Here is a 23378-nt window from a genome sequence, read left to right as displayed (position 1 = left end):
GAGTTGCACTTCAGAATAGAACCTACCCCGTTTACAAGCTTAAAGCACATAAGCTAAGTTATGAAAAATACTACAACCCCATGCGACATCGCATAGGGCTGCATCCTGGGTTCAGGCTGGTTCAGGACAAGCCGATTTCAGAAATCCTCTCGTCGCACAGCGAGGATCGTCGTCTCCCAATCTCCGCTGTCCACCAAGCGCGGTTGACGCTGGCACCCCATCAGGACACCCGACCACATCCCTCCACCATCACCCGCAATACGTGCTATTTTTATAATATATGTCGAAATAGGAGACACATTTCGTCACTTGATTCCGAAAAATCGCTGATCTATAGGTTTGCAACGATGGTCGGTTGATAGTCCTTCTGCTCGCCAAGCGCCGCCGGCAAACATCCCAAAAATCCTTTTTCGCTCGCGAATTATGATCGGAGCGGAAAAGCAAGAATATTGTAGTCGGGCGGTCCGCAGAACTTCACGAAAAGCCTTTTCACTTCATGTACAGATCCGGAGTGGGCCCATGGCGACCATGACTGCACTTGGTGCCTGCGATCTTGCTGACGGAAAAAACTCGCTGTCGGTCTATGCGCTCGATGAGCAGAATGGTGTGTCCAGCGGCTTTGCCATCATCCTCTACCCGACGGGTGCGGCAGCGCCCACGGTCGGCGGTCTTGACAATTTTCTCGGCCTCCCCTTTCCGTCGAACGGCGCAGCGGGCTACAGCGTCGCCGTCGCCTTCTTCGGGGAACCGCTGCCGCTTGCAGCGCCCGGTCCCTTCGCGTCGGCCAGCACGGCGGCACAGGCATTCGGTGCGTCGCTGGTCGCCCAGATACAGTCAGTCAGCGGCTTTACCGGCTGCCTGATCCTGTGGGCAGGATCGCTGGGCGCTCTGCCCACAGGGCTGCCGATGCTGCGCTTCACCGCCAGCCTGGACGGTTTCGTCGATTCCCTGGCGCTGACCACCACCACGCCGGCTCTGCTCGCCCCCGGCACCGATGGCACCGGCCTGACCCTGTCGAGCGTCGGCGATCCGGTCCAGCTGTCGGCGACCGGCAGCGGCTTCCTGATGAGCGGCGGTCAGCTGGTGATCGCCACCGGCAGTGGCAATAACGGCAGCCTGTTCCTGACCAGCGAGATCACGCTCGCCGTCGATGCCACGGCGGGGCAAGCGATGGGCAGCCTGTCGATGGCCGTCACCTCGCAGTCCGGATTCGGACAGACCGCCGCCGGCTTCACCTATGCGGTCCAGCCCCAGCCCACCGCCGGAACGCCCCCGCCCGCCAATGGCGGGACGCTTTACAGCTACCCGCTGTTCGACGCGAGCGTCGATTTCACCCATACCAGCATCGCGGGAACGCTCGTCCTGGCGCCAAGCGCCGCCAGCGGCGGCTCGACCGGACGCCTCGTCTTCGGGACGGGGGCGCCGGCCCTGGCCTCCACCTTCCGTACGGCGCTGCTCACGCCGGTGACCCTGACCGCAGACGGCAGCACCGGCGGGCTCAGCCTGGGGGGAGCCCCCGACGGCAGCCTCCGCTGGACACCCGCCGGCACCTTCGCCCTCGGCCTGTCCGGCGGAACGGATGTGATGCCGGCGGCCCTGCTGTGCGGCCTGTCCGGCGTGGAGACGGCCGCCCTCACCGCCACCGCGCAGGTCACCTTCGTCCCAGGCAGCCCGGCCACCGTCTGGCAGAGCGCGGCACCGGCGGCGACCGGGACGCCCGGCTACGGCATCTGGACCGGCAACGGGTCGCCGCCCTGCACCACGGCATGGCTGACGCTGACCGATTCCGCGACCGGAGCCGGGCTGGCCTGGGACGCGCAGTCGGCGGCGGCCCCGCTGTTCGTCGGCACCAGCACCCCGTCGGTCCTGGGGCCGGCGAGGCTCGCCACCGGACAATTCCCCGGTGCCGGCACGCCGGTTCCGATGGTGCCCTACGCCGGCATCGCGACCGCGCCCGCGGGAAGCGACCTGCCGGGTTTCGAGAGCGGCTTCCTCGCGGTCCGGCGCGCCGCGATCATCGCAGCGGCCTCCGCGGCCACCCCGACCCTGCAGAACGGGGCCTCGATGGCGGTCACCCCCCAGGGCGTCGTCGCCGGTTTCAACACGGCCACCGGTGCCATGACCTCGCTGACCTTCGCGGCGCAGCAGGGGCCGGGCACCGCCGTATCGGTCGGGTTCCAGGCGGCCGGCAACGGGGCTCTGCCGGCCGCACTGGCCGATGCGTTCCTGACGCCGCAGCCCTTCGTCGTCATGACCTGCCTGTCCGCCGCCGTCGCCGCGTCCGCCCCCCTGACGGCGACGATGAGCCTGGACGGCTGGGCCTTCACCATTCCGCTGCCGAACAACGGCCAGATCAGCGGCGGGACCTTCGGCACCGTGATGCTGTTCAAGGCGGCCGGCGCCCCCCTGTCGCAACTGGTCACCACGCCGGGTGCCTGGTCCGGCTACGCCATTTTCAACGACACCGCCTTCGATCCGACGGGCGGGCTGCTGGCCGCGCACCTGTCCCGTTACGTCGCCTCGGTGCGGGCGAAATGGAACGGCGGCAAGGGACCGGCCGCCTATGGGCCGCTGATCGACATCCTCGACGATCCGGCCTGGTCCGGCCTGCTGGTCCTCAAGCCCCAGGTCGACATCGGCAACTGCGCCCCCAGCCTGGAGCCGATCCTGATCGGCACCGGCGATGCGGCGCTCTACGCCGACCATATCGGCGTGTCGGTCACGCAGCTGTCCAGAGCCAACACCGCCACCGGCGCGGCCGAGCAGTTCGCGCAGAACAGCGCGATGTTCGGCTTCATCGACTATGCGGCCTCCAGCACCCTGCCCGCCGTCGGTCCGGCGCCGCAGCCGGCGGCCGGCTCGAACGTCGCCGCAACCCTGGTGACGACCAGCCTGCAGGCGACCTTCGTGAACTCCACCATGACGGCGTTCGCCAGTGCCGGCGCGCTGGCGATCGAAAGCCTGTTCGACGACGCTGCCGGACAGCCCGGCAGCAGCATTCCTCTGGCCGGCTCGGCCCACAGCGTCGGCGGCACGACCACCTACGCGCTGGCCCCGCCCCCCGGATCCGTCACCAGCATTCCGCTGGTCAGCGCCGGGATTTCCACGGTGGTCGTCGGTGGCGTGACGACGACCATGCCGACGGCGACCTCGATGGTCTTCAGCCTGTCGGGATGGCTGACCACCCCGATGGCGCCGGCCGGCGCGCTCGACCTGCTGTCCTACGGCACCGTCGCCTTTTCCGGCTATCCCATCACCATGGACTGGTCGGCCAGCCCGGTGACCTTCGGTGCGAACCCGGCGGCGGTGCAGCTCGGCGCCCTGCCGGGTGCCGCCCTGCCGGCCGCCGGCCTGCCCTTGGCGGCGGCCTACGGCTCCAACTATTACCGCGCCGGCAGTCTCGCCGCATCGATGCCGGTCGGCGCGCAGGGGGTGCTGGTACAGCCGTCGGGCAGCCCGGCATCGCTCGGCTACCAGAGGGTCACCGTCACGCCGTCCGCCGGAACGGCGCCCGATTACACGAAACCCTGGCTGGGGCTGGTCCTCGACCTCGATCTCGGCGGCAGCGGCGCGCTGGCCGGGAACGCCGTGCTGTCGGCCGATTTCCTCCTGGCCTGGGCACCGGTTTCGTCGGGTGGCGACGGGCGCTCGCTTGATCTGTGGGTCCGTTTCATCGGGCCGGCGGGAATGCCGCTCGGCCTGACCATCGAGGGCGTCGTGACCATCGGCGCCACCAGCGCGACCCTCAGCCAGCAGTCCGGCACCTATGTCCTGCGCTTGGGCGAGATCGGGCTGACCATCCTGTCGAAGACCTTCCCGACCGCCGGCTCCGTCGACCTCTATCTGGCCGGCTTCGCCGGGACCGGGGGCACGCCGACGCTCGGCTGGTTCGGCGGCTACGCCCGCGCCGCGTCGTAATCTCCCGACCGAGGACGCAGACATGCTCACCATACTCGTCTGGAACATCGAGATGTACGGCGCCAAGTTCACCGGGAACACGCCGGTGGACAATCTGTGCAGGATGATCCGCGACCAGATGATCGCCGTCATCATGGCGAAGTCGGAGGCGCAGGTCGTGATGGTGCAGGAGGTGCGGGAGAACGGCATCGTCCGGCTGCCCGTCGTGACCAACCTGCTGAACAGCCTGGACCAGACGGACTGGCACTTCGACGTCGTCAAGGGGGCTGTGTCGACGGGGGACTACCCGACCTTCGACGATCTCTTCTTCTCGCAGAACGCCAACAACGAGGGGTATGCCGTCTTCTGGCGGGGCAACGCGGTCACCCTGCAGACGACGGCCCAGTCCCAGTCCTACGGCATGGATGCGACGGACCACAGCACAACCGCCGACCATGTGATCGGGCTGGTCAACGAAGGATACCGCTTCAACTGGGTGCCCGACGGAAACCAGATGGGCATCGCCTTCAAGGGGACGGACACCGCACCCGACAAGGGGTTGATCGGCTTCCCCTATTCGAACATTCCGAACATCGTGGGCGACGACGAGAAGGACGCGAACATCCTCAGCCGGGTGAACACCCGCCGGCCGGTCATGGTTACCGTCACCTGCAACGAAATCTCGTTTCCGGTCGTCGCCTATCATGCCCCCGTGCACCTCAACAGCAGCATCGCCGGCACGATCGCCACGATGGCCGCCGGGGATCTGTGCAGCCGGACGGTGACCGGCGCGTACAACACCAACGCGGTCCGCGTGTTCGCCGGCGACCTGAACCTGAAGACGTTCGCCAACGGGCTGTCCGCCGCCGGAATGGCCACCACCGCCGGGCTGACGCGGACCATGATCCAGAACGACGGCGATTCGCCGGCGACCATGGTCCGCCCCATCGACTATTTCAACGCCGAATACAACGACGACTCCTACCTGTACACGGCACGCGATTTCGCGTTCGGCAGCGAGGTGGTGAACAGCGTCGGCATCTACGACCCGGTGGGCGTTCTGTACGCCGACCGAACCCTGGCAGAGATCCTGACATCGAACGAAGGCATCATGGACCTTCTTTTCGACGAGCGGAGCTATATCGCCCACCTGCCCCTGCCAAATCAAGAGCTTGAGGGCGGTGAATGGCCGGACGTCCTGGCTCAGTATCTCGGGGTTCTGGACGGCACCGTCTCCGAGACGGACCAGATCAATATCTGCTCGGTCTTCTATCGGATATTCGTCAGCGATCACATTCCTGTGCAAATCACCCTGACCTGAGGGCGGAGCAGCAATCATGACCGGCACGAATATTTCTGCGGCGGTTTGCCAATCCGTCACCACGGGACAGCCGCCGACCTTCACGCTGGCCGACATCCAGGCCGCCAACACCACGCCGAACAGCCATGCGCTGGTGACCCTGGATGTCAGCAGCCTGAAATCGGTCGGGTTCCAGCAGGTGGCGGGGCTGTTCGCCGGGCAATCGCTTCTCGACCTCGTTCCGCCGGAACTGACGAATCTCGTCGACGTGCTCACTGCGGCGCTCACGCTCGACACGGTGTCGTACGAGCTGCTGCCCGACAACTCGCTGGCGACCGTCGCCGTGTCCTTGGGACTGGTGACGCCACCGACCTTCAACCTGTTCGGCGATTCCAGCCTGCCGGTGAGCGTCGCCAGCATCGACCTGACGCTCGCCAACCCCGGCTCGTCGCCGACGCTGTCGATGGTGCTGAACGGCACCCTGGCGCTCGGCGCCAAGGCCGGCGCGCCGGCACTCAACGTCTCGCTGTTCGTGCCGGCGCTGAACCTCGTCGCGGCAATGCCGTCCACCTTCGCGCCGCTGCCGACGTCGGATTTCCTGACGCCGCTGGGGATCAGCACCACGCTGTTCGACAGCATGGCGGTGGAGATCTTCAATTTCGAACTGGACGTCCTCAGCAAGGGGCTGATGCTGGAGGTCGGGCTGGTCGATCCGCCGTCGCCCGCCGCGAACGCCGACGGCTTCACCATCCAGTCCGTCACCTTCGCGCTGGAGATCGGCTCCGGACAACTGTCGCTGGCGGTCGCCAGCACCATCCTGGTCGAGGTCGCCGCGTCGCAGAAATCGCTGGCCTTCGACGCCGACCTGTCGGTGGTTGCCACCCGGACGCCGGGAAGCCCGCTGACGCCGACCTGGACGATCACCGGCGCGCTCGACGTGCCGGCCACGCTGGCGGCGCAGAAGCTGACCGGCACCACGCTGACGCTGACGCAGCTGCTGGCGATCCTCGGCCTGTCCCCGCCCGCCTCCACCCTGCTGGACACCGATGCGGTGACGCTCGGCACCCTGACGCTCGATTGCCGGTACACACCGGGGACCGCTCCCCTGTTCGGGCTGTCGGGCAGCGTCGGCGTGGCCTGGGCCGGGCTGGGCGGCGTCCAGCTTGATGCCGCCTTCACCTTCAGCCACCAGTCCGGCGCCACCCCGGCGACGCAGGGCAGCGTGACGGTCGATGCGACCATCGACGGCTTCGCGGTGACGCTGGAGTACCAGTTCGGCGGCGCGCAGGGCAGCACGCTGAACGCCAGCGCCTTCGGCGGCAAGCTGACCGGCACCTACACCGCCGGCACCGAGACGCTGACGCTGGCCTATACGGCCGGTCAGGCGTCGCCGATCACGCTGGCGCAGGTGATCGGCGACTTCATCGCGATGTTCACGGGCGAACAGGGGACGGCCCTGCCCGACCCGTGGGGCGGCTTCTTCGGCGACGTCACCATCCCGCTGGAATCGGTGTCGCTCGCCATCGATTTCAAGACCAGCTCCGCGCAGATCACGCTGACGCTCGACAACGCCTCGCTGCTCGGGGTGTCGGTCACCGGGATTACGCTGTCCTACCAGTCGGGCAAGGGCTTCGCCCTGACGGTCCAGGGCAATTTCAGCGACCTTCTCGGCACCGCCTCGCCAAGCTGGGATCCGACGCAGCCGGGTGCGGCACCGGCGCTTCCCGGCACCGGGTCCGGCAACCTCCAGGTCAACCTGCTGGCCATCGGACAGCACATGGCGCTGAGCACGGCGCCGGCCACCGTGTCCGACGCCGTCACCGCGCTGTCGGCGCTCCTCCAGCAGACCGGCAGCGGCACCCTGCCCGGCTTCACCGCCGGCGCCGGCTGGACCATGGCGCTCGACCTGCTGCTGCGCGGGCAGCTCGACATCCAGCTGGTCTTCCTGGACGGCACGCCCACCGGGCTCTACGGCGCCCAGGTGACCGTCGCGTCGACCCCGGCCAAGGGCGGTGGCGGCTCCGGCTATCTCAGCCAGCTCGCCGGCCTCCAGGCCGAAATCCAGTACAGCACGATCAGCGGCACGCTTGGCGAATATCAGGGAATCCTGGTTCCGCCGACCGCCCTCCAGCACCTGCAGGTCGGCATGTGCGCGCTGCAACTGCCGTCGATTTCGGCCCGGTTCTACACCGACGGCGAGTTCTACGTGGATCTCGGCTTCCCGACCGGGGGCGACTTCTCGCAATCCTTCGGCATCACCGCCCCGCCCTACCAGGGCTACGGCGGCCTGTATTTCGGGCGGCTGAGCCCCAGTCAGGCGGGCAACCTGCCGAGCGTCACCGGCGGCTCCTTCAGCACGGAGACGGAGTTCGGCATCGGCTTGAAGCTGGGCCTCTACGAAGGCTGGTCGAAGGGGCCGCTGACCGCCAGCCTGTCGGCGACGCTGAGCGGCATCTTCCAGGGCGTGTTCGCCGAATACACGGCGCAGGGCGGTGGCGGCGGCAGCCAGGAATACTGGTGCATCGAAGCCAGCGTCGGGGTCGAGGGCGAGGTCACGGGAAGCGTCGACTTCACGGTGATCGCGGCGTCGCTGGATGTCGCCGTGTCGGTGACGGCCGAGGTGCTGGCGACCGCGGGCTATGCCTTCCCGGTGTCGATCGACGCCACGCTGGCGGTATCGCTGTCGGTGACGATCAATCTCGGCATCGTCCACATCTCCCACAGCTTCGCCTTCAGCACCACCCTTGCCGAAACAGTGACGGTCGGATCGAACCAGCAACCCGTCCCGCCCTGGACCGCGGCGTCCTCGATCAGTGCGGCGGCGGCCAGCACGACGGCCAGCACGACGGCGGCCAGCGGAACGGCCGTCGGCACGGCCTCCGGCGGAGCCTCCGCTCCGGTCTTCACCCCTTTCGCCGGCTTCAAGCTGCCGATCGCGCTGTGCGTCACCCCGGTGCTGAGCCAGGCCCTGAACGCCCAGCAGGCAGCGGAATGGGTCTATGTCGCGGAAACCACGCTGCCGGCCAGCCCCAACCAGGGAAGCTCCACCAACGCCGCCACCTTCGACGACTTCGCGCAGCTGGTGGTCGCATGGTTCGCCCAGGCGGTATTGGGCGGCTCGGTTCCGGCCGCCGCCGATCCTCGGACGGCGGTCGCCCTGACGCTGGCCCAGATCCAGCAACTGGAAGCCGCGCTGCAAGGGATGCGCAAGACGCCCGCGGTTCCGGCGGCGGCCGATGTCCAGGCCTTCTTCGCCGGGAATCTGGCGCTCGGCCTCCAGTCTGTCTTCGACGCCGCACCACAGGGCAACACCACGCAGCCGGTTCCCACCGTGCCGTTTCCCCTGCCGCCGACCTGCTCGGTGGTCGTCAGCCAGATCTCCACCGGCGCCACCTCGCTGCTCCAGGGCCAGCCGCAGGCGGTGCCGGCCGCCGCAGCACCCGACGGCCCGGGTCCGGCGGTGCTGCGCGACTATCTGATCCTGGTCGCCCTGTCGTCGCTGGGATCGCTCCAGACCGTGGCGACCGCCCAGGCGCAGACGGTGTCGGCCCTTTTCGCGGCGCTGGGCGACGCCGCCGACAACATCGCCGGCATGGTGTCGCGCTTCATGCTGCACGGGCAGCAGCTCGGCGGCGGGCCGCTCTACAACGCGACCGGACAGATCTCGCCCCCCTTCACGCCCAACGCCCAGGAAACGCTGACGGTCAGCATCACCTCTTCCGCCCCGTCCAGCTACGGCCTGATCTTCCCGAACAGCAAGGCCGACGGCACCGGGCAGATCGTGCTGGCGTCCAGCGATCCCCAGCCGGTGGTGTATTCCGGCCAGACCATCAGCGGCTGGAGCGGGCTCGCCCCCACCGAGGGGTCGGCACTGGCGGCCGGCCTGATGCCGGAGACCGCCACCGTGCAGCGGCGCTACCGCCTGGGCACCGGCACGCAGGTCGTGGCGCAGGCCGGGGGCAGCTCCGTCGCCGTGCTGCGCCCGCTGCCGACCGCGCTGCGGCAGGCATTGTCGGCGGCTGGCGGGCTGTCCGCCGTCTCGCTCACCGACCCGTCGACCGCCAGCGTGGTCGCGGCCTCGACCTATGCCTGGGCGGTCCAGGTCGAGTTCAGCATCCGCACCCTTCCCGCCGCCGGCCGGGCGGGCGCCCCGGTTTATGCCGTCCACACCGTGTCCGCCTCCGGGCTCCAGCGGTTGCAGGCGCTCTACGCCGATCTCGGCGCCGCCAGCCCGCCGGTGTCGCTGACGGCGCTGATGCTCGCCGTTCCGGTGAAGGGGGCCGCGTCCTCGACCAGCACCGTCGCGGTCCGGCAGGTCGATGTCGGGAGCGGCGACGCCATCCTCTACCAGTCCCAGCAGGCGGTGCCGGGCACCCCCGACGCCGCGGCCTTCATCGCCACGCTGCTGGCCGCCGGGCTGGAGCAGGAGCGCGGCTTCATCCTCTATGTTCCCGACCAGAACGGGACGGCGGTGATCCCGCAAAGCCTGTTCGACGGCCACGGCGTGGCGCATCTGACCCTGGTCGCGTCTCTGTCGCACGCCACGGCCGCCGACGGCACGGAGACCCTGCGCCCCTACGTCACGGCGATGGTGGCGAGCCCCCAGGCGCCGGCGCATCCGCTGTCGATCGCCGCCGCCGCCCTGACCGAGACGGTGCGGCGGGTTCCGCTCGGCTCGGTGCGGATGTGGCAGACCAACAGCACCACGCCGTCCAACCCGGCCATCGCCTACCAGCCGACCATCGACAACCTGTTCGGCCTCGTCGCCTTCTACCCGACGGTGATGGACGGCCAGACGACGATCTACAGCGGCACCACCCCGGTCATCGTCAGCCAGTCCAACAGCGGCGCCAGCAACGGGACCTGTCGGCACACCGCCACCTTCAGCATCCTGCAACATGTCGAGGCGACGGCGGCGCAGGCGCAGCCGTCCATCCTGTCCCCGGATCTGCCGCAACTGCTGTCGCTCGCCGCGGATCCCTACCAGTTCGTCGGCAACGTCTTCACGGCCCGGACCAAATGGGTGGACCTGTTCGGCAACATGCTGCCGGTCAGGAGCGCCGCCGGGCAGATCGCCGGGCAGGTGCTGCAATGGACCGATCCCCTGCTTGGCCTGCAGGGCTGGCCGGGACTGAGCTTCTCCTACAGCTTCGCGACGGCGGCCGGTGGCGACCGGCTCCTCAGTCTGGCGCTGAACTGGTCGCAGCCCACGTCGCTGTCGTCCGAGCGGATGGGAGAACTGATCGCCACGCTGGTGCGGGCCTACCACCAGCTCGCCCATGTCAATGTGACGCTGTCCACCAGCCTCGTCCCGACGCCGCTGGATGCCCTTTTGGAGTTCACCACACCGCCGGCCCCCACCCCCGGCCCCTATCCGGTCCCGCCGCAGACGGTCGCGGGCGCGCTGCAATCGCGCCTGATCGGGATCCTGCAAGCGCTGGCGGCCGGTACCGGCACCGCTCCGGCCCTGGCGCCGCTCCAGTTCGTCCTGCCGGCCGACACCGCCTTCAACACCGCCCCGCTCTACCGCCTGTCCGCGACCCTCGACTTCGCGCTGTCGCTGCCGCTCAGCCTGTCGGGCAACCAGTCCTTCACCGCCCGGACGGTCCTGCCGCCGCTGCAAAGCGGCAACGGGAGTGGCAGCGGAACCACCATCGCGACCGCGCGCGCCTTCGCCACCGCCATCGAAACCGTGCTGGCCAGCCAGTCGCCGATCCTTCTGCTGGGGGCCGGCGGCGGCCGGATCCCCGATTTCTGGGTGCTGCGCTGGGGAGCGGGCGGCATCGATCTGACCGTGTCCGGCACGTCCTGGCAGGGCTACGCCCCGGCACCGCTGTCGCCGCAGCTGTTCAGCGGTTCGGTGCCGCTCGGCAACCTGCCGGCGTCGGTCAACCAGTTCCTGCAAAGCTACGCGGGCGGCGACACCCTGCCGGCGACCGGAGCGGTCGCCGGCCTCGATTGCGATGCGGAGATGAAACGGGTCCTGGCCAACCTCGACCGGTTCCTGGCCCCCGGCGTCGCCGTGCCGGCCCTCGCCACCGCGGCGACCGCCCCGGCCGTGGCCGCCATGACCGCGCTGAAGACCACGCTCGCCTCCAGCCTGTCCACCGGTGCCGTCAGCCTGACCGACGGCAGCAAGGCCCCTGCACCGGTCGCCGCGGCGCTGCAGGAGGCGATGCGGACGAAGGCGGAAGCCTTCTACGACATCGACGCCGTCGCCACGCTGGCCGTCACCACCGCGGCGCTGGCCGGGCTGGACGGCCTCGTGCTGTCCGGTCACCTGCTTCCCGACGGCAACCAGCCCGCCGGATTGAAGCTGGGCATGGTGAGCGGCAGCATCGCCGGCGGCGGCACCGGCGGTACGGGCACGCTGGCGGTCACCCTGTCCGGCGGCCGGCGTCTGGCGCTCGACTCCGCGACGCTGCCGGGCAGCTTGCGGATCGACGCGATCCAGGTGAACGTCACCGATCTCGCGGTCGACACCACCGGCGCCCTGCCGCCGGGACCGACGGCGCTGACCTGCCGGCAGGGCGAATGGCTGCGTGTCGTCAACCCGCCGGGGCCGACGCTGCCGGTGCCCGCCAGCATCATCGGGCTGCCCAGGCGCACCCACCCGACGGCGCCGGTGCTGCGCTCCCAGACCGCCACGCCGAACGCCGGCAGCGGCGACGCCTTGCAGACGGCCAAGGGGTGGGCGCTCTCCGCCGAATACCATCACCGCCCGGTGGCGCAGGACACGGTGCTGGCGCGGATCGCGGTCAACGGCGCCACCGAAACGGTGACGTCCGGCAACGTGGCGGGGAGCTTGCCGACGGCGCTCGGCCTGCATGCCCTGGTCTATCCGCTGCTGCAGAGCCATGGCCTCGCGGCGCTGCAACCCTATGGCTTCACCCTGTCTGCGGAGGAGGAGGGGGCGATCCAGTCCTTCGCCGCCCTGTGCGGCACCATGGCGACGACGCTGGCGTCCACGCAGGACACCGTCACCGCCGGTCAGGACACCTTGTCCGCACCGCTCGTCTACAGCTTCGAGATCAACGAGGGGCCGCAGTCCGCCGGAAGCGGCGACCTGCAAAGCCCCTGGCTGGTGGAGGTCCGGCAGGCGGGGACCGCGGGTTCCGCCGCCGATCTGGCGGTCGGCATCCCCGGCTACAAGCCGGCGGCGGTCAGCGCGACGGCGGACCTCGCCGTCTACAGCTACAGTTCCGTCGCCGACGGGACGCCGCTCACCGCGGCGTCGGGCATGCTGCCCGGCCGGCGGACGCTGTCCATGACCGGGCTTCTCGACGTCGTCGGGGCGCAGTCGGCCCAGCTGTTCCTGTCGGTCGAGCGGAACCGTTATCTGTGGTCGCAGACAGCCAGCCCGACCTTCCCGGCGGCCTTCCTGCTCACCAGCGGCAGCGTCTCCTTCCCGAACCCGGCGCGGCCCTTCTTCACCTGCACCACGCCGATCGCCATGACCGCGTTGAGCGGCATGCCGGCCAGCGGCGGGCTGGTCACCTACCTGTCGCAGTTCCTTCCGGAGCTGGTGTCCAGCACGATGACCGGCGTCACCCTGCCGAACCAGATGATCGTGCAGCTGGTCGTGTCGCTGGAGACGGTGCTTTCACCGGCGCTGCCGCCGGTGGTGACGCCCATCGCCATGACCCTCGACATCGGCCTTGCCCCCAACATCTCCGCCGCCGGCGCCGCCAGCTGGGCGACGCAGATCGCCGATCAGGTGAATGGCTGGGTCACCGGGGCGTCGGCGCACGGTTACGCGCCGGGTGCCCGGCCATGGTCGACGGCGTCGCTGCTGTTCCAGGTCACCCTGATCGCCCCGACCCAGACGCCGGAGCAGCCGGTGCTGGTGCTGCGGTCGGTCACCCTTCCCCTGTCGTCCGTCACCGCGCTGCAAAGCTGACGGACGACCGCAACCCGCCCACTCGCAACCCGCCCATCAGGCAGTCCACGATACGAAGAGAGGGAACGGCATGTTTTCAGCCCAAGTCGTCTCCAGCGGCACCTCGCTGGCATATTCGGTCCTCAGCTCGGTGGTCCCGCTGGTCACCGGCACGGCGAACACGACGCTGACGATCTATGTCAGCAACCCCAAGCCCGGCACCACCCTGTCGCTCCAGCAGATCGCCATCGCGCTGCCGCTGGGCACGGCGTCGGCGCCGGGGGCCGGCGACCTGACCGAGGGCACGGTGGCGATCCCGACCGTGACCTCCACCGACGGCGCCACCTGGCAGGCCTCGTCCACCCCCAACGCCTTCGTCATCGAGCTGGAGAACGGCAGCGCCTACAGCTTCGGCGCCGAACTGCTGACCATCACCTTCTCCGGCATCACCGTCGCCTCGACCGCCGGCACGGTGGTGGTGCAGATCCAGGAAGTCCTGAAGGGCGGCAGTCCGACCGAATGCAGCGTCTGGATGCCCAAGGTCGCGGCCACCTTCCCGGTGTCGCTGGTGGCGCAGGGCGGCTCGCTGCAGGCCGGCTCCGCCCAGATCACCGGCATCGAGACCGCTTCGATCACCAGCGAGCCCAACCAGAACGCCACGGCGCAGCTGACGACCGTCACCGCGACGACGGTGAACGCCACGACCGTTGCGGCCACGACCGTCGGCGCCACCACGGTGAACGCCCCGACGGTCAACACCACCACGGTCAATGCGACCACGGTCAACGCGAACGGCGCCATCCCGGTGGGCGGCATCGTTCCCTATGCCGGGCCGGTGAATGGTCCCCTGCCCAACGGCTGGTTCCTGTGCGACGGATCGGCGGTCAGCCGGACCCAATATGCGGCACTGTTCAACGTCATCAACACGCTCTACGGCACCGGCGACAACTCCACCACCTTCAACCTGCCTGACTATCGGGGTATGTTCCTGCGCGGGGTAAGCGCCGGGACCAACCTGGATCTGGACTTCGAAGGCCGTACCGCCCAGAACAACGGCAACAACACGGGCACCGCCAACCCCAACAACAACAACGGCATCGGCACGCGTCAGGCGGACCAGTTCGCCTCGCACACCCATACCTACTGGCAGTCGGTGTACGTCAACAGCGATGGCAACTGGTCCGGCGGCGACTGGAACAACGCGCTGGAACAGACGCAGCCCACGGGCGGCAGCGAGACGCGCCCGAAGAACGTCTACGTCTATTACCTGATCCGCGCGGAATGACCCGGCGGTGGAGGCGGCAGGGACACGGCTCCCCGCCGCCTTCGGGCGCCAGACAGGATCTGTCGCGACAACATCCCAATCGGAGTTCAGGCCAACCGGAGTTCAGGCATGCCGAGCAAAGGCGTCAATTACTACTTCTATGTCAGCAATCCCGGCACTTCGATCGCCGCGACCGAATATGACAATGTGAAGAAGTCGGTCAGCTGGACGCTCGACGTCCCCGCCGGCCCCGGATTCCGGACCGGCACTGTCGAGGTCGACTATTCCTTCTCCTTCAGCGGTGTGGATGGCAGCTTCGGCTGGCAGACGGTCGGCACGACACCGGTGCTCAGCGGGCTCGCCATCATCGACCCGGTCACCGGCAACATGGACGGCGGCAACCTGTCGGTCATGATGAACACGCCGTCGTTCAGCGCGCCGGGCTTCGCCCTGTCCTACGGCTTCTACGATTCCGGCCCCGGCTATGGCGACCTCACCAACCGGGATCAGGCCTATGCCTATCTCACCCCGCCGATGAACGGCTGGATGGGCCGGCTGGTGGCGGAGAATCCGGCCGCCGCGGCACAGCCGTTCAACCGCTTCTGCCTTCCGGGAGCCCACGACGCCGGCACCTTCGATCTCGGCTGCGTGCGCCGCCTGCTCTCCAACGCCCAGGCCGTCGGGGCCTTCCTGTCCCTGGTCGGAGCAAAGGCGTTCGGCGCGCTGGCCGATGTCGCCGCCAGCCAGGCGGTGACGGCGATCACCAATCTGGCGGTGACACAGAAGGACAACGTCGTCGCCATGCTGAACATGGGATGCCGCTATTTCGATTTCCGTCCCGGTTACCTGCCCCCGCAGATCCGGTCCTTCGACGGCGGGATCTACCATCAGCATACCGTCATCCCCGGCTATCCCTTCGCCAGCTTCCTCTCCGACCTGTTGCAATGGCTCGCCGCCAACCCGTCGGAGATCGTCGTGGTGTCCGCCAACAGCCAGGGCTTCTACGACTCCAGCATGGCGCCCGACGAAGCCACGCTGGCCGGCATCCTGGCGGCGGCACAGAGCGGCACCGGCTCCACCATCGCGGTCGGTTCGGCGCCGGATCTGGAAAGCAGCTATGCCGACCTCCTGTCGGCCAACAAGCGGCTGATCTTCCTGAACCAGATTTCCGGCTGGCTGCCGGCGTCGAAATACGATTCCTACAGCGACGGCGCCTATGCCACCACCCAGCCCGGCAGCATCGTCGGCGCGCTGTCCGGGATGACCGCCGCCGGGCAGTCCGGCAGCACCTACACGGTCCTGCAGCTTCAGGGCACGGCGACCAACACCGGAAAGGAAGTCATCGTCTCCAGCGCGGCGTCGCAAAGCAGCGCCTCGTCGCCCCTGATGTCGACCAAGGCCTATTTCGACAGCGTCACCTACCCCTGGCTGCTCGCCAATGTCGGCAAGTCCCTGGGCAACGACCAGCTGGTCGTCTTCCTCAACGACTTCGTCGACAACGCCCTGGCGGCGACCGCCGCGACCATCACCCTCCAGCGCATGGGGCTGACCGCCCAGCAATAAGCCGGCACCCGACAACCGCAGCCATCGCCGCGCCCCCGACGCCTGGGGGCGCGGCGATGGCATTTGTGCATAAGCGGCCGGAGTCCCTTCAATTTGAAGGGTTGTTCGGATCACAGATCATCGGCACACAAAGCGTCTTGCGCCAAAATGTACGAACTGGTACGTTTGTTGGTGTTCGAACCATGCCGCTGCCGAAGGGGCTCCGATGCCGTCCAGCGCTTTCACCTTCAAGAAGTCGATCGCCACCGTCTCGCTGAGCGGCACCCTGCCGGAAAAGCTGGAGGCGGCGGCCACCATCGGCTTCGACGGGGTCGAGATTTTCGAGAATGACCTGCTGACCTTCGACGGATCGCCGGCCGATGTCCGCCGCATCGCCGAGGGGCTGGGGCTGGAGATCACCATCTTCCAGCCCTTCCGCGATTTCGAGGCGATGCCGGACCCGATCCGCGCCCGCAACCTCGATCGCGCCGAACGCAAGTTCGACGTGATGCAGGAACTGGGCACCGACCTCGTTCTGGTCTGCTCCAACGTCCAGCTGACCGCCATCGACGATCCGGCCCGTGCCGCCGCCGACCTCGCCGAAATGGCGGAGCGGGCACAGCGCCGCGGCCTGCGGGTCGGCTACGAGGCGCTGGCCTGGGGCCGGCATGTCAACCGCTGGCGCCAGGCCTGGGACATCGTGCAGCGTGCGGACCACCCGGCGCTGGGGCTGATCGTCGACAGTTTCCACACGCTGGCCCTGGACGACGACCCGTCCGGCATCGCCGATCTGCCGGGCGAGCGCATCTTCTTCGTGCAGTTGGCCGATGCGCCGAAACTGTCGATGGACGTGCTGTCCTGGAGCCGCCATTTCCGCAATTTCCCCGGCCAGGGCCAGTTGCCGGTCCAGGGATTCGTCGATGCGGTTCTGGCATCGGGCTACCGCGGCCCGCTGTCGCTGGAGATCTTCAACGACGAGTTCCGTGCCGCCCCTGCCCGCCTGACGGCTCTCGACGGGTTGCGCTCGCTGATCCATGCGGAGGCCGAGGCCGGTTTCGGTCCCGGCCTGCCCGAACCGCCGGTCTGCGGCGGCGTGGAGTTTCTCGAATTCGCCGTCGACGCCTTGTCACGGGACAGGCTGTCCGCCCTGCTCGGCAGCCTGGGTTTCCGGCATGCCGGGCGCCACCGTTCCAAGGATGTCGATCTCTACCGGCAGGGCGGCGTCAATCTGGTGCTGAACAGCGAGGAGGACTCCGCCGCGTCGGAGCATTTCCAGATGCACGGCCCCTCGGTCTGCGCCATGGCCTTCACGGTGGACGATGCCGCCCGCACCATCGCCCGTGCCGAGGCCTTGCGCTGCGTGCTGTGGCGCGAGCGGGTCGGCGACGGCGAACGCCGCATCCCGGCCCTGCGCGCGCCCGACGGCACGCTGATCTATCTGGTCGACGACAAGGAAGCCCATCGCAGCATTTGGGAAGACGACTTCCACCTGTTCGCGGAGGAGCAGACCGGGCAGGACACTGGTTCACCACCCCTTTTGGGCATCGACCACATCGCCCAGGCCCTGCCCTTCGGCCGGATGGACAGCTTCGTGCTGTTCTACCGCACGGTCTTCGGCTTCGTGCCGGAGAGCCTGTGGGAATTGCCGGATCCCTACGGCCTGATCCGCAGCCGGGCACTGGTCAGCCCCGATGCCGAGCCCGGCCGGGGCGTGCGGCTGCCGCTGAACATCTCGGAAAGCCGGCGGACCGCCACCGGCCGTTTCGTCAGCGCCACCTCCGGCGCCGGCGTCCACCATGTCGCCTTCGCCACGGCGGACGCCGCCACGCTGGTGAAGGACCGGCTTGCTGCCGGCGCTCCCTTCCTGCCGATCCCCGCCAACTATTACGACGACCTCGCGGTCAAGCATCCGCTGGACGATGCGGCGCTGGCGGCGCTGAAGGACCGCGACCTGCTGTATGACCGCGACGAGCAGGGCGAGTTCCTGCATGCCTACACCGACAGCTTCGACGACCGCTTCTTCTTCGAGGTGGTGGAGCGGCGTGGCGGCTACCGGCAGTTCGGCGCGGTGAATGCCGCCGTGCGCATGGCGGTGCAGGCCCAGCTGCGCGAAGGCGCCCGCCCCGAGCTTTACCTCGACTGAAAATGAACGAAACAGTGCGTTTGCTTGGAGACGCCCCACCATGAGCCGTCCAATCCTGGTCCTGAACGGACCCAACCTCAACCTGCTGGGCAAGCGCGAGCCGCACATCTACGGCCACGAGACCCTGGCCGATGTCGAGGCCGACTGCCGCCGCACCGGCGAGACGCTGGGCCTTGCCGTCGATTTCCGGCAATCCAACGCCGAACATGTGCTGATCGACTGGATCCACGAGGCCCGCGAGACGGTCGACGGGCTGGTCATCAACCCGGCCGGCCTGACCCACACCTCGGTGTCGCTGATGGACGCGCTGTCGGCCTGCGCCTTCCCCATCCTGGAGGTCCATATCTCCAACATCCACCGGCGCGAGGAATTCCGCCACTTCTCCTATGTGTCGCGCGTCGCGGCCGGGGTGATCTGCGGCTTCGGCACCCAGGGCTACACGCTGGCCCTCCAGCGCATGGCCCGGCTGCTTGAGAGTGCCGCGAAATGAACGCCATTTCCCGTCCGGCACCCGTCGCCGGCAATTCCATCCTCGTCGGACTGATCGGTGCCGGCATCCAGGCCTCGCGCACCCCGGCGATGCATGAGCGGGAGGCCGACGCGCTCGGCCTGCGTTGCCTCTATCGGCTGATCGACCTCGACCGCCTCGGCCTCGGCCCCGATGCCCTGCCGGAGCTGCTGTCGGGTGCCGAGCGCATGGGCTACACCGGCCTGAACGTCACCTACCCGTGCAAGCAGGCGATCATCCCGCTGCTGGACGAGCTGTCGGACGATGCCCGCGCCATCGGGGCGGTCAACACCGTCGTGCTGAAGGACGGCCGACGGGTCGGCCACAATACCGACTGTTCCGGCTTCGCCGAGGGCTTCCGCCGCGGCCTCGGCACCGTGCCGATGGACCGGGTGGTGCTTCTGGGCGCCGGCGGGGCGGGTGCGGCGGTCGGCCATGCCGCCTTCCATCTCGGCGCCGGGCGGCTGGACATCTTCGACGCCGACCCGGCGCGGGCGGTTCTGCTGGCCGATCAGCTGAACGCCCGTTTCGGTGCCGGGCGGGCCACGGCGATTGCCGATCAGGGTGAACTGCGTGTCGCAGTGGCGGCGGCGGACGGTCTGATCCACGCGACGCCGACGGGGATGGCGAAGTTCCCCGGCCTGCCGCTGCCGGCCGATATGCTGCACCCGAAACTGTGGGTGGCGGAGATCGTCTATTTCCCGCTGGAGACCGAGTTGCTGCGCACGGCGCGGGCCATCGGCTGCCGGACGCTCGACGGCGGCGGCATGGCGGTGTTCCAGGCGGTGGACGCCTTCCGGCTGTTCACTGGGGTTTCCCCCGATGCCGAACGCGTCCGCTCGCACTTCGCGTCGATGGACGCCGGCCAGCCCGCCGCCTGATACTGCCATTCTGATACTGGCCTTAATCGATACAAGACAAGCCGGCGGAGCAGCCGGCACCGGGAGGACCGCATGAGACAGCTGGTCGAGGCCTATTTCACCCTCATCAAGATCCTGATGGCGCTGTGCATGGCCGGCATGGTGGTGCTGGTGTTCGGCAACGTCGTGCTGCGTTACGCCTTCAACAGCGGCATCACGGTGTCGGAGGAGATGTCGCGCCTGTTCTTCGTCTGGATGTGCTTCCTCGGCGCCATCCTCGGCCTGCGCGAGCGGGCGCATCTCGGCGTCGACACGCTGGTGGCGCGCCTGCCGCGGACCGGCAAGATGGTCTGCGCGGTGCTCAGCTGCGGCCTGATGCTGTGGGTTACCTGGCTGGTGCTGCAGGGCAGCTGGACCCAGACCGTCATCAACTGGAGCGCGCAGGCGCCGGCCACCGGCCTGTCGATGGGGCTGCTGTACGGCATCGGCGTGGTGTTCGGCCTGTCGACCGGCGCCATCCTGCTGCATGAGCTGTATCTGCTGCTGACCGGCAAGATCTCCGACGCCGACCTCGTGATGGTCTCGGAATCGGAGGATCTGCCGGAGGCGACCGCCCACGGCGCCCACACCGGCGGCCACCGGACGCATCAGGGCACCAACCGGGAGGAAGCCTTGCCGCTGCCGCCCCACACCGCCTCCAGCCGCTGAGGACGCCGGACCATGACCATCACCATCTTCCTCGGCTCCCTGCTGGGCGCCATGGCCATCGGCATGCCCATCGCCTATGCCCTGCTGCTGTGCGGCGTGGCGCTGATGATCCAGCTCGACCTGTTCGACGCGCAGATCGTGGCGCAGAACCTGATCAACGGCGCCGACAGCTTTCCCCTGATGGCCGTGCCCTTCTTCATGCTGGCCGGCGAGATCATGAACACCGGCGGCCTTGCCAAGCGCATCGTCAACCTCGCCATGGCGATGGTCGGCCATATCCGCGGCGGGCTCGGCTACGTCACCATCCTGGCGGCGACGGTGATGGCCAGCCTGTCCGGCTCCGCCGTGGCCGATGCGGCGGCACTCGCCACCCTGCTGGTGCCGATGATGGTAGCGGCCGGCCATGACCGGAACCGGTCGGCCGGCCTGGTCTCCGCCAGCGCCATCATCGCGCCGATCATCCCGCCGTCGATCGGCTTCGTCATCTACGGCGTCGCCGGCAACGTCTCGGTCACCAAGCTGTTCCTGGCCGGCATCTTCCCCGGCATCCTGCTGGCCGTCGGCCTGTGCGGCGCCTGGTGGTACGTGTCGCGCAAGGAGAACCTCGCCCCGCCGCCGCGCCGGCCCCTGCGCGAGGTGCTGGCGATCCTGCGCGAGGGCGTGTGGGCACTGATGCTGCCGGTGATCATCATCGTCGGGCTGAAGTTCGGTGTCTTCACCCCCACCGAGGCCGCCGTGGTGGCCGCCGTCTATTCGCTGTTCGTCGCCGTCTGCGTCTATCGCGAGATGTCGGTCGCCGACATCTACCCGGCCCTGCTGGGGGCTGCGAAGACGACCAGCGTCGTCATGTTCCTGGTCGCCGCGGCGCTGGTGTCGTCCTGGCTGATCACCGTCGCCAACCTGCCGGGCATGGTGACCGATCTGCTGGAACCGCTGATGGGCAACCAGACCCTGCTGCTGCTGGCGATGATGGCGCTGGTGGTGGCGATCGGCACCGCGATGGACATGACGCCGACCATCCTGATCCTGACGCCGATCCTGGTCCCGGTGTGCAAGCAGGCCGGCATCGACCCCGTCTATTTCGGCGTGCTGTTCATCATCAACAACGCCATCGGCCTGATCACCCCGCCGGTCGGCACCGTGCTGAACGTCGTCTGCGGCGTATCGAAGGTCAGCATGGAAGGCGTCATCCGCGGCGTCTGGCCCTTCATGCTGGTGCAGCTGGTCGTCCTGTTCCTGCTGACCCTGTTCCCATCCCTCGTCATGGTGCCGGCCGCCTGGCTCAGCCACTGACCCCGTCATCTCAAGAAAGAACCCGGAGGAAACATTATGAAGACGCGCATGAAGTCCCTGCTCGCCGGCCTGCTGCTGCCTGGCCTGCTGTTCGCCGGTGCCGCCACCGCCGCCGAATACAAGGACCGTTCTGTCAAGTTCGCCTTCCAGAACGTCAAGGAGCACCCGCAGGGCCAGGGCGCCCAGAAATTCGCCGACATCGTCGAGGCGAAGAGCGGCGGCAAGATCAAGGTGAAGCTGTTCCCCGGTGGCACGCTGGGCGGCGACGTGCAGACCGTGTCGGCGATGCAGGGCGGCATCATCGAGATGTCGGTGATGAACGCCGGCATCCTGGTTTCCCAGGCCAAGGAATTCGCGCTGGTCGACCTGCCCTTCCTGTTCAACAGCGCGACCGAGGCCGACGCCCTGCTGGACGGCCCGGTGGGCGAGCAGCTGATGGCCAAGCTGCCGGAGAAGGGTCTGGTCGGCCTCGGCTTCTGGGACCTGGGCTTCCGCAACCTGACCAACAACCGCCGGCCGGTGAAGACCGCCGCCGACATCGCCGGCCTGAAGATCCGCGTCATCCAGACGCCGATCTACATCGACATCTTCAAGGCGCTGGGCGCCAACCCGGTGCCGCTGGCCTTCCCAGAACTCTACAGCGCGCTGGAGACCGGCACCGTCGACGGGCAGGAGAACCCGGCCAAGACCATCGAGCTGACCAAGTTCAACGAAGTCCAGAAATACATGACGATCACGCGGCACATCTACAATCCGCAGTCGCTGATCATCTCCAAGAAGTTCTGGGACACGCTGAACTCCGACGAAAAGGTCCTGTTCCAGAGTGCCGCTGCCGAAGCCACCGTCTTCCAGCGCAAGCTGTCGCGCGAGCAGGAAGCCGATGCGCTGGCGTCGCTGAAAGCGAAGGGCATGACCATCGACGAGCTGCCGGCCGACGAACTCGCCAAAATCCGTGAGAAGGTCAAGCCGGTGGTCGACAAGTACAAGGCCGAGATCGGCGATGCGCTGGTCACCCAGGCCTATGCGGCTATCGAAAAGAAGCGCGCCTCGAACTGACAGTGAAGCCCTGTGGTGGAGTGCGTTCGCGCACTCCACCACTCCGGCATTGAGGTTTTGATTCCGTTCGTCCATTACCTCCGTTGAAGGCGCTCTCCGCGCCGCGAGACCATGGGACAGGGCATGACGGCGGACGACGCGACCGGTACTACCCGCAAAATTAAGCCAAGCCGCAAGAATGATCCGGAAGGCACCCGCCAGGACATCCTCGAGGTGGCGACGGAGGAGTTCTCCTCGCTGGGCTTCAGCGGCGGCCGGGTCGACGCCATCGCCGCGCGCACCCGCACCACCAAGCGCATGATCTACTATTACTTCGGCGGCAAGGAGGAGCTGTATCTTGCCGTGCTGGAGAAGGTCTATGGCGACATCCGCGCCATCGAGAACCGCCTGAACCTCCAGGATCTGGAGCCTGAGGCGGCGATCCGCGCCCTGATCGACTTCACCTTCGACTATCAGGAACAGCACGAGGACTTCATCCGGCTGGTGAGCATCGAGAACATCCACCGTGCCGAACACATGAAGAAGTCCAAGGCGATCGCCAACCTGAACATCACGGTGATCGACACGCTGGCCCGCATCCTGGAGCGCGGCCGGGATGCGGGCGTGTTCAAGGCCGACATCCAGCCGATCGACCTCCATATGATGATCAGTGCCTTCTGCTTCTTCCGGGTGTCGAACCGCCACACCTTCAATCTCATCTTCCACCAGAACCTCGCTGCCGACGACACCCGCACCCGCCACAAGCGGATGATCGCCGACGCCATCGTCAGCCTGCTGAAGACCGAATCGGCAGGCGGCTGAGGCCAAAAATCCTTTAGCGATCGTCCCGACGCCGGGGCGGCCGTCAGGACCCTGTCAGACTTTCCCCGCATATTGTCAGCAAGCCCCGCAATCGGCGGCCTGAGCAACCTGACAAATGTGGGAGGAA

General features: G+C 67.9%; 12 protein-coding genes. All 12 read left to right on the top strand.

Translation table 11 applies throughout. The annotated features are described in order from the left end of the window. Positions 1-519: 519 nt before the first annotated feature. Complete coding sequence (locus J2848_RS16665) at positions 520-3918, top strand: hypothetical protein (protein ID WP_149232356.1); 3399 nt, start codon at positions 520-522, stop codon at positions 3916-3918. Between the two features lie 22 nt (positions 3919-3940). Continuing rightward, the gene (locus J2848_RS16660; RefSeq protein WP_149232357.1) at positions 3941-5218 is read left to right on the top strand and encodes a hypothetical protein; all 1278 of its coding nucleotides are present in this window, start codon (positions 3941-3943) and stop codon (positions 5216-5218) included. Between the two features lie 16 nt (positions 5219-5234). Beyond that, positions 5235-13097, top strand: coding sequence for a hypothetical protein (locus J2848_RS16655; RefSeq protein WP_149232358.1), 7863 nt, complete (start codon positions 5235-5237; stop codon positions 13095-13097). A 70-nt stretch (positions 13098-13167) separates the two neighbouring features. Next, the gene (locus J2848_RS16650) at positions 13168-14361 is read left to right on the top strand and encodes a phage tail protein (protein ID WP_246193958.1); all 1194 of its coding nucleotides are present in this window, start codon (positions 13168-13170) and stop codon (positions 14359-14361) included. A 108-nt stretch (positions 14362-14469) separates the two neighbouring features. Continuing rightward, positions 14470-15903, top strand: a complete 1434-nt coding sequence (locus J2848_RS16645; protein WP_149232359.1) for a PI-PLC domain-containing protein — start codon at positions 14470-14472, stop codon at positions 15901-15903. Positions 15904-16108: 205 nt separating this feature from the next. Then, on the top strand, positions 16109-18025 hold the full coding sequence (locus J2848_RS16640; RefSeq protein WP_149232360.1) for a bifunctional sugar phosphate isomerase/epimerase/4-hydroxyphenylpyruvate dioxygenase family protein: 1917 nt from the start codon (positions 16109-16111) through the stop codon (positions 18023-18025). A gap of 40 nt (positions 18026-18065) precedes the next feature. After that, a complete protein-coding gene (gene aroQ / locus J2848_RS16635; RefSeq protein WP_149232361.1) occupies positions 18066-18515 on the top strand; it encodes a type II 3-dehydroquinate dehydratase in 450 nt (149 codons plus the stop codon). Next, positions 18512-19414, top strand: coding sequence for a shikimate dehydrogenase (locus tag J2848_RS16630; RefSeq protein WP_149232362.1), 903 nt, complete (start codon positions 18512-18514; stop codon positions 19412-19414). The genes aroQ and J2848_RS16630 overlap by 4 nt, the downstream gene beginning before the upstream one ends. Before the next feature lie 72 nt (positions 19415-19486). Next, positions 19487-20101: a TRAP transporter small permease gene (locus tag J2848_RS16625; protein WP_149232363.1), complete on the top strand. Its 615-nt coding sequence runs from the start codon at positions 19487-19489 to the stop codon at positions 20099-20101. A 12-nt stretch (positions 20102-20113) separates the two neighbouring features. Continuing rightward, positions 20114-21394, top strand: coding sequence for a TRAP transporter large permease subunit (locus tag J2848_RS16620; RefSeq protein WP_149232364.1), 1281 nt, complete (start codon positions 20114-20116; stop codon positions 21392-21394). A gap of 36 nt (positions 21395-21430) precedes the next feature. Next, complete coding sequence (locus J2848_RS16615) at positions 21431-22450, top strand: TRAP transporter substrate-binding protein (protein WP_149232365.1); 1020 nt, start codon at positions 21431-21433, stop codon at positions 22448-22450. Positions 22451-22573: 123 nt separating this feature from the next. Further along, positions 22574-23251 (top strand): TetR/AcrR family transcriptional regulator, encoded by a 678-nt coding sequence (locus J2848_RS16610; protein ID WP_149232366.1) that lies wholly within the window; start codon positions 22574-22576, stop codon positions 23249-23251. Positions 23252-23378 lie beyond the last annotated feature (127 nt).

Source organism: Azospirillum lipoferum (genome assembly GCF_024170005.1).
Classification (GTDB): domain Bacteria; phylum Pseudomonadota; class Alphaproteobacteria; order Azospirillales; family Azospirillaceae; genus Azospirillum; species Azospirillum lipoferum.
Note: the sequence above shows the minus strand (reverse complement) of the source record. Positions and strands in the feature narration are given on the sequence as shown.

Coding starts and splice junctions, on each gene's coding strand:
- J2848_RS16620 (WP_149232364.1), top strand. CDS start 20,114: ATGACCATCACCATCTTCCTCGGCTCCCTGCTGGGCGCCATGGCCATC.
- J2848_RS16610 (WP_149232366.1), top strand. CDS start 22,574: ATGACGGCGGACGACGCGACCGGTACTACCCGCAAAATTAAGCCAAGC.
- J2848_RS16630 (WP_149232362.1), top strand. CDS start 18,512: ATGAACGCCATTTCCCGTCCGGCACCCGTCGCCGGCAATTCCATCCTC.
- J2848_RS16650 (WP_246193958.1), top strand. CDS start 13,168: ATGTTTTCAGCCCAAGTCGTCTCCAGCGGCACCTCGCTGGCATATTCG.
- J2848_RS16655 (WP_149232358.1), top strand. CDS start 5,235: ATGACCGGCACGAATATTTCTGCGGCGGTTTGCCAATCCGTCACCACG.
- J2848_RS16625 (WP_149232363.1), top strand. CDS start 19,487: ATGAGACAGCTGGTCGAGGCCTATTTCACCCTCATCAAGATCCTGATG.
- J2848_RS16615 (WP_149232365.1), top strand. CDS start 21,431: ATGAAGACGCGCATGAAGTCCCTGCTCGCCGGCCTGCTGCTGCCTGGC.
- J2848_RS16660 (WP_149232357.1), top strand. CDS start 3,941: ATGCTCACCATACTCGTCTGGAACATCGAGATGTACGGCGCCAAGTTC.
- J2848_RS16640 (WP_149232360.1), top strand. CDS start 16,109: ATGCCGTCCAGCGCTTTCACCTTCAAGAAGTCGATCGCCACCGTCTCG.
- J2848_RS16665 (WP_149232356.1), top strand. CDS start 520: ATGGCGACCATGACTGCACTTGGTGCCTGCGATCTTGCTGACGGAAAA.
- J2848_RS16645 (WP_149232359.1), top strand. CDS start 14,470: ATGCCGAGCAAAGGCGTCAATTACTACTTCTATGTCAGCAATCCCGGC.
- aroQ (WP_149232361.1), top strand. CDS start 18,066: ATGAGCCGTCCAATCCTGGTCCTGAACGGACCCAACCTCAACCTGCTG.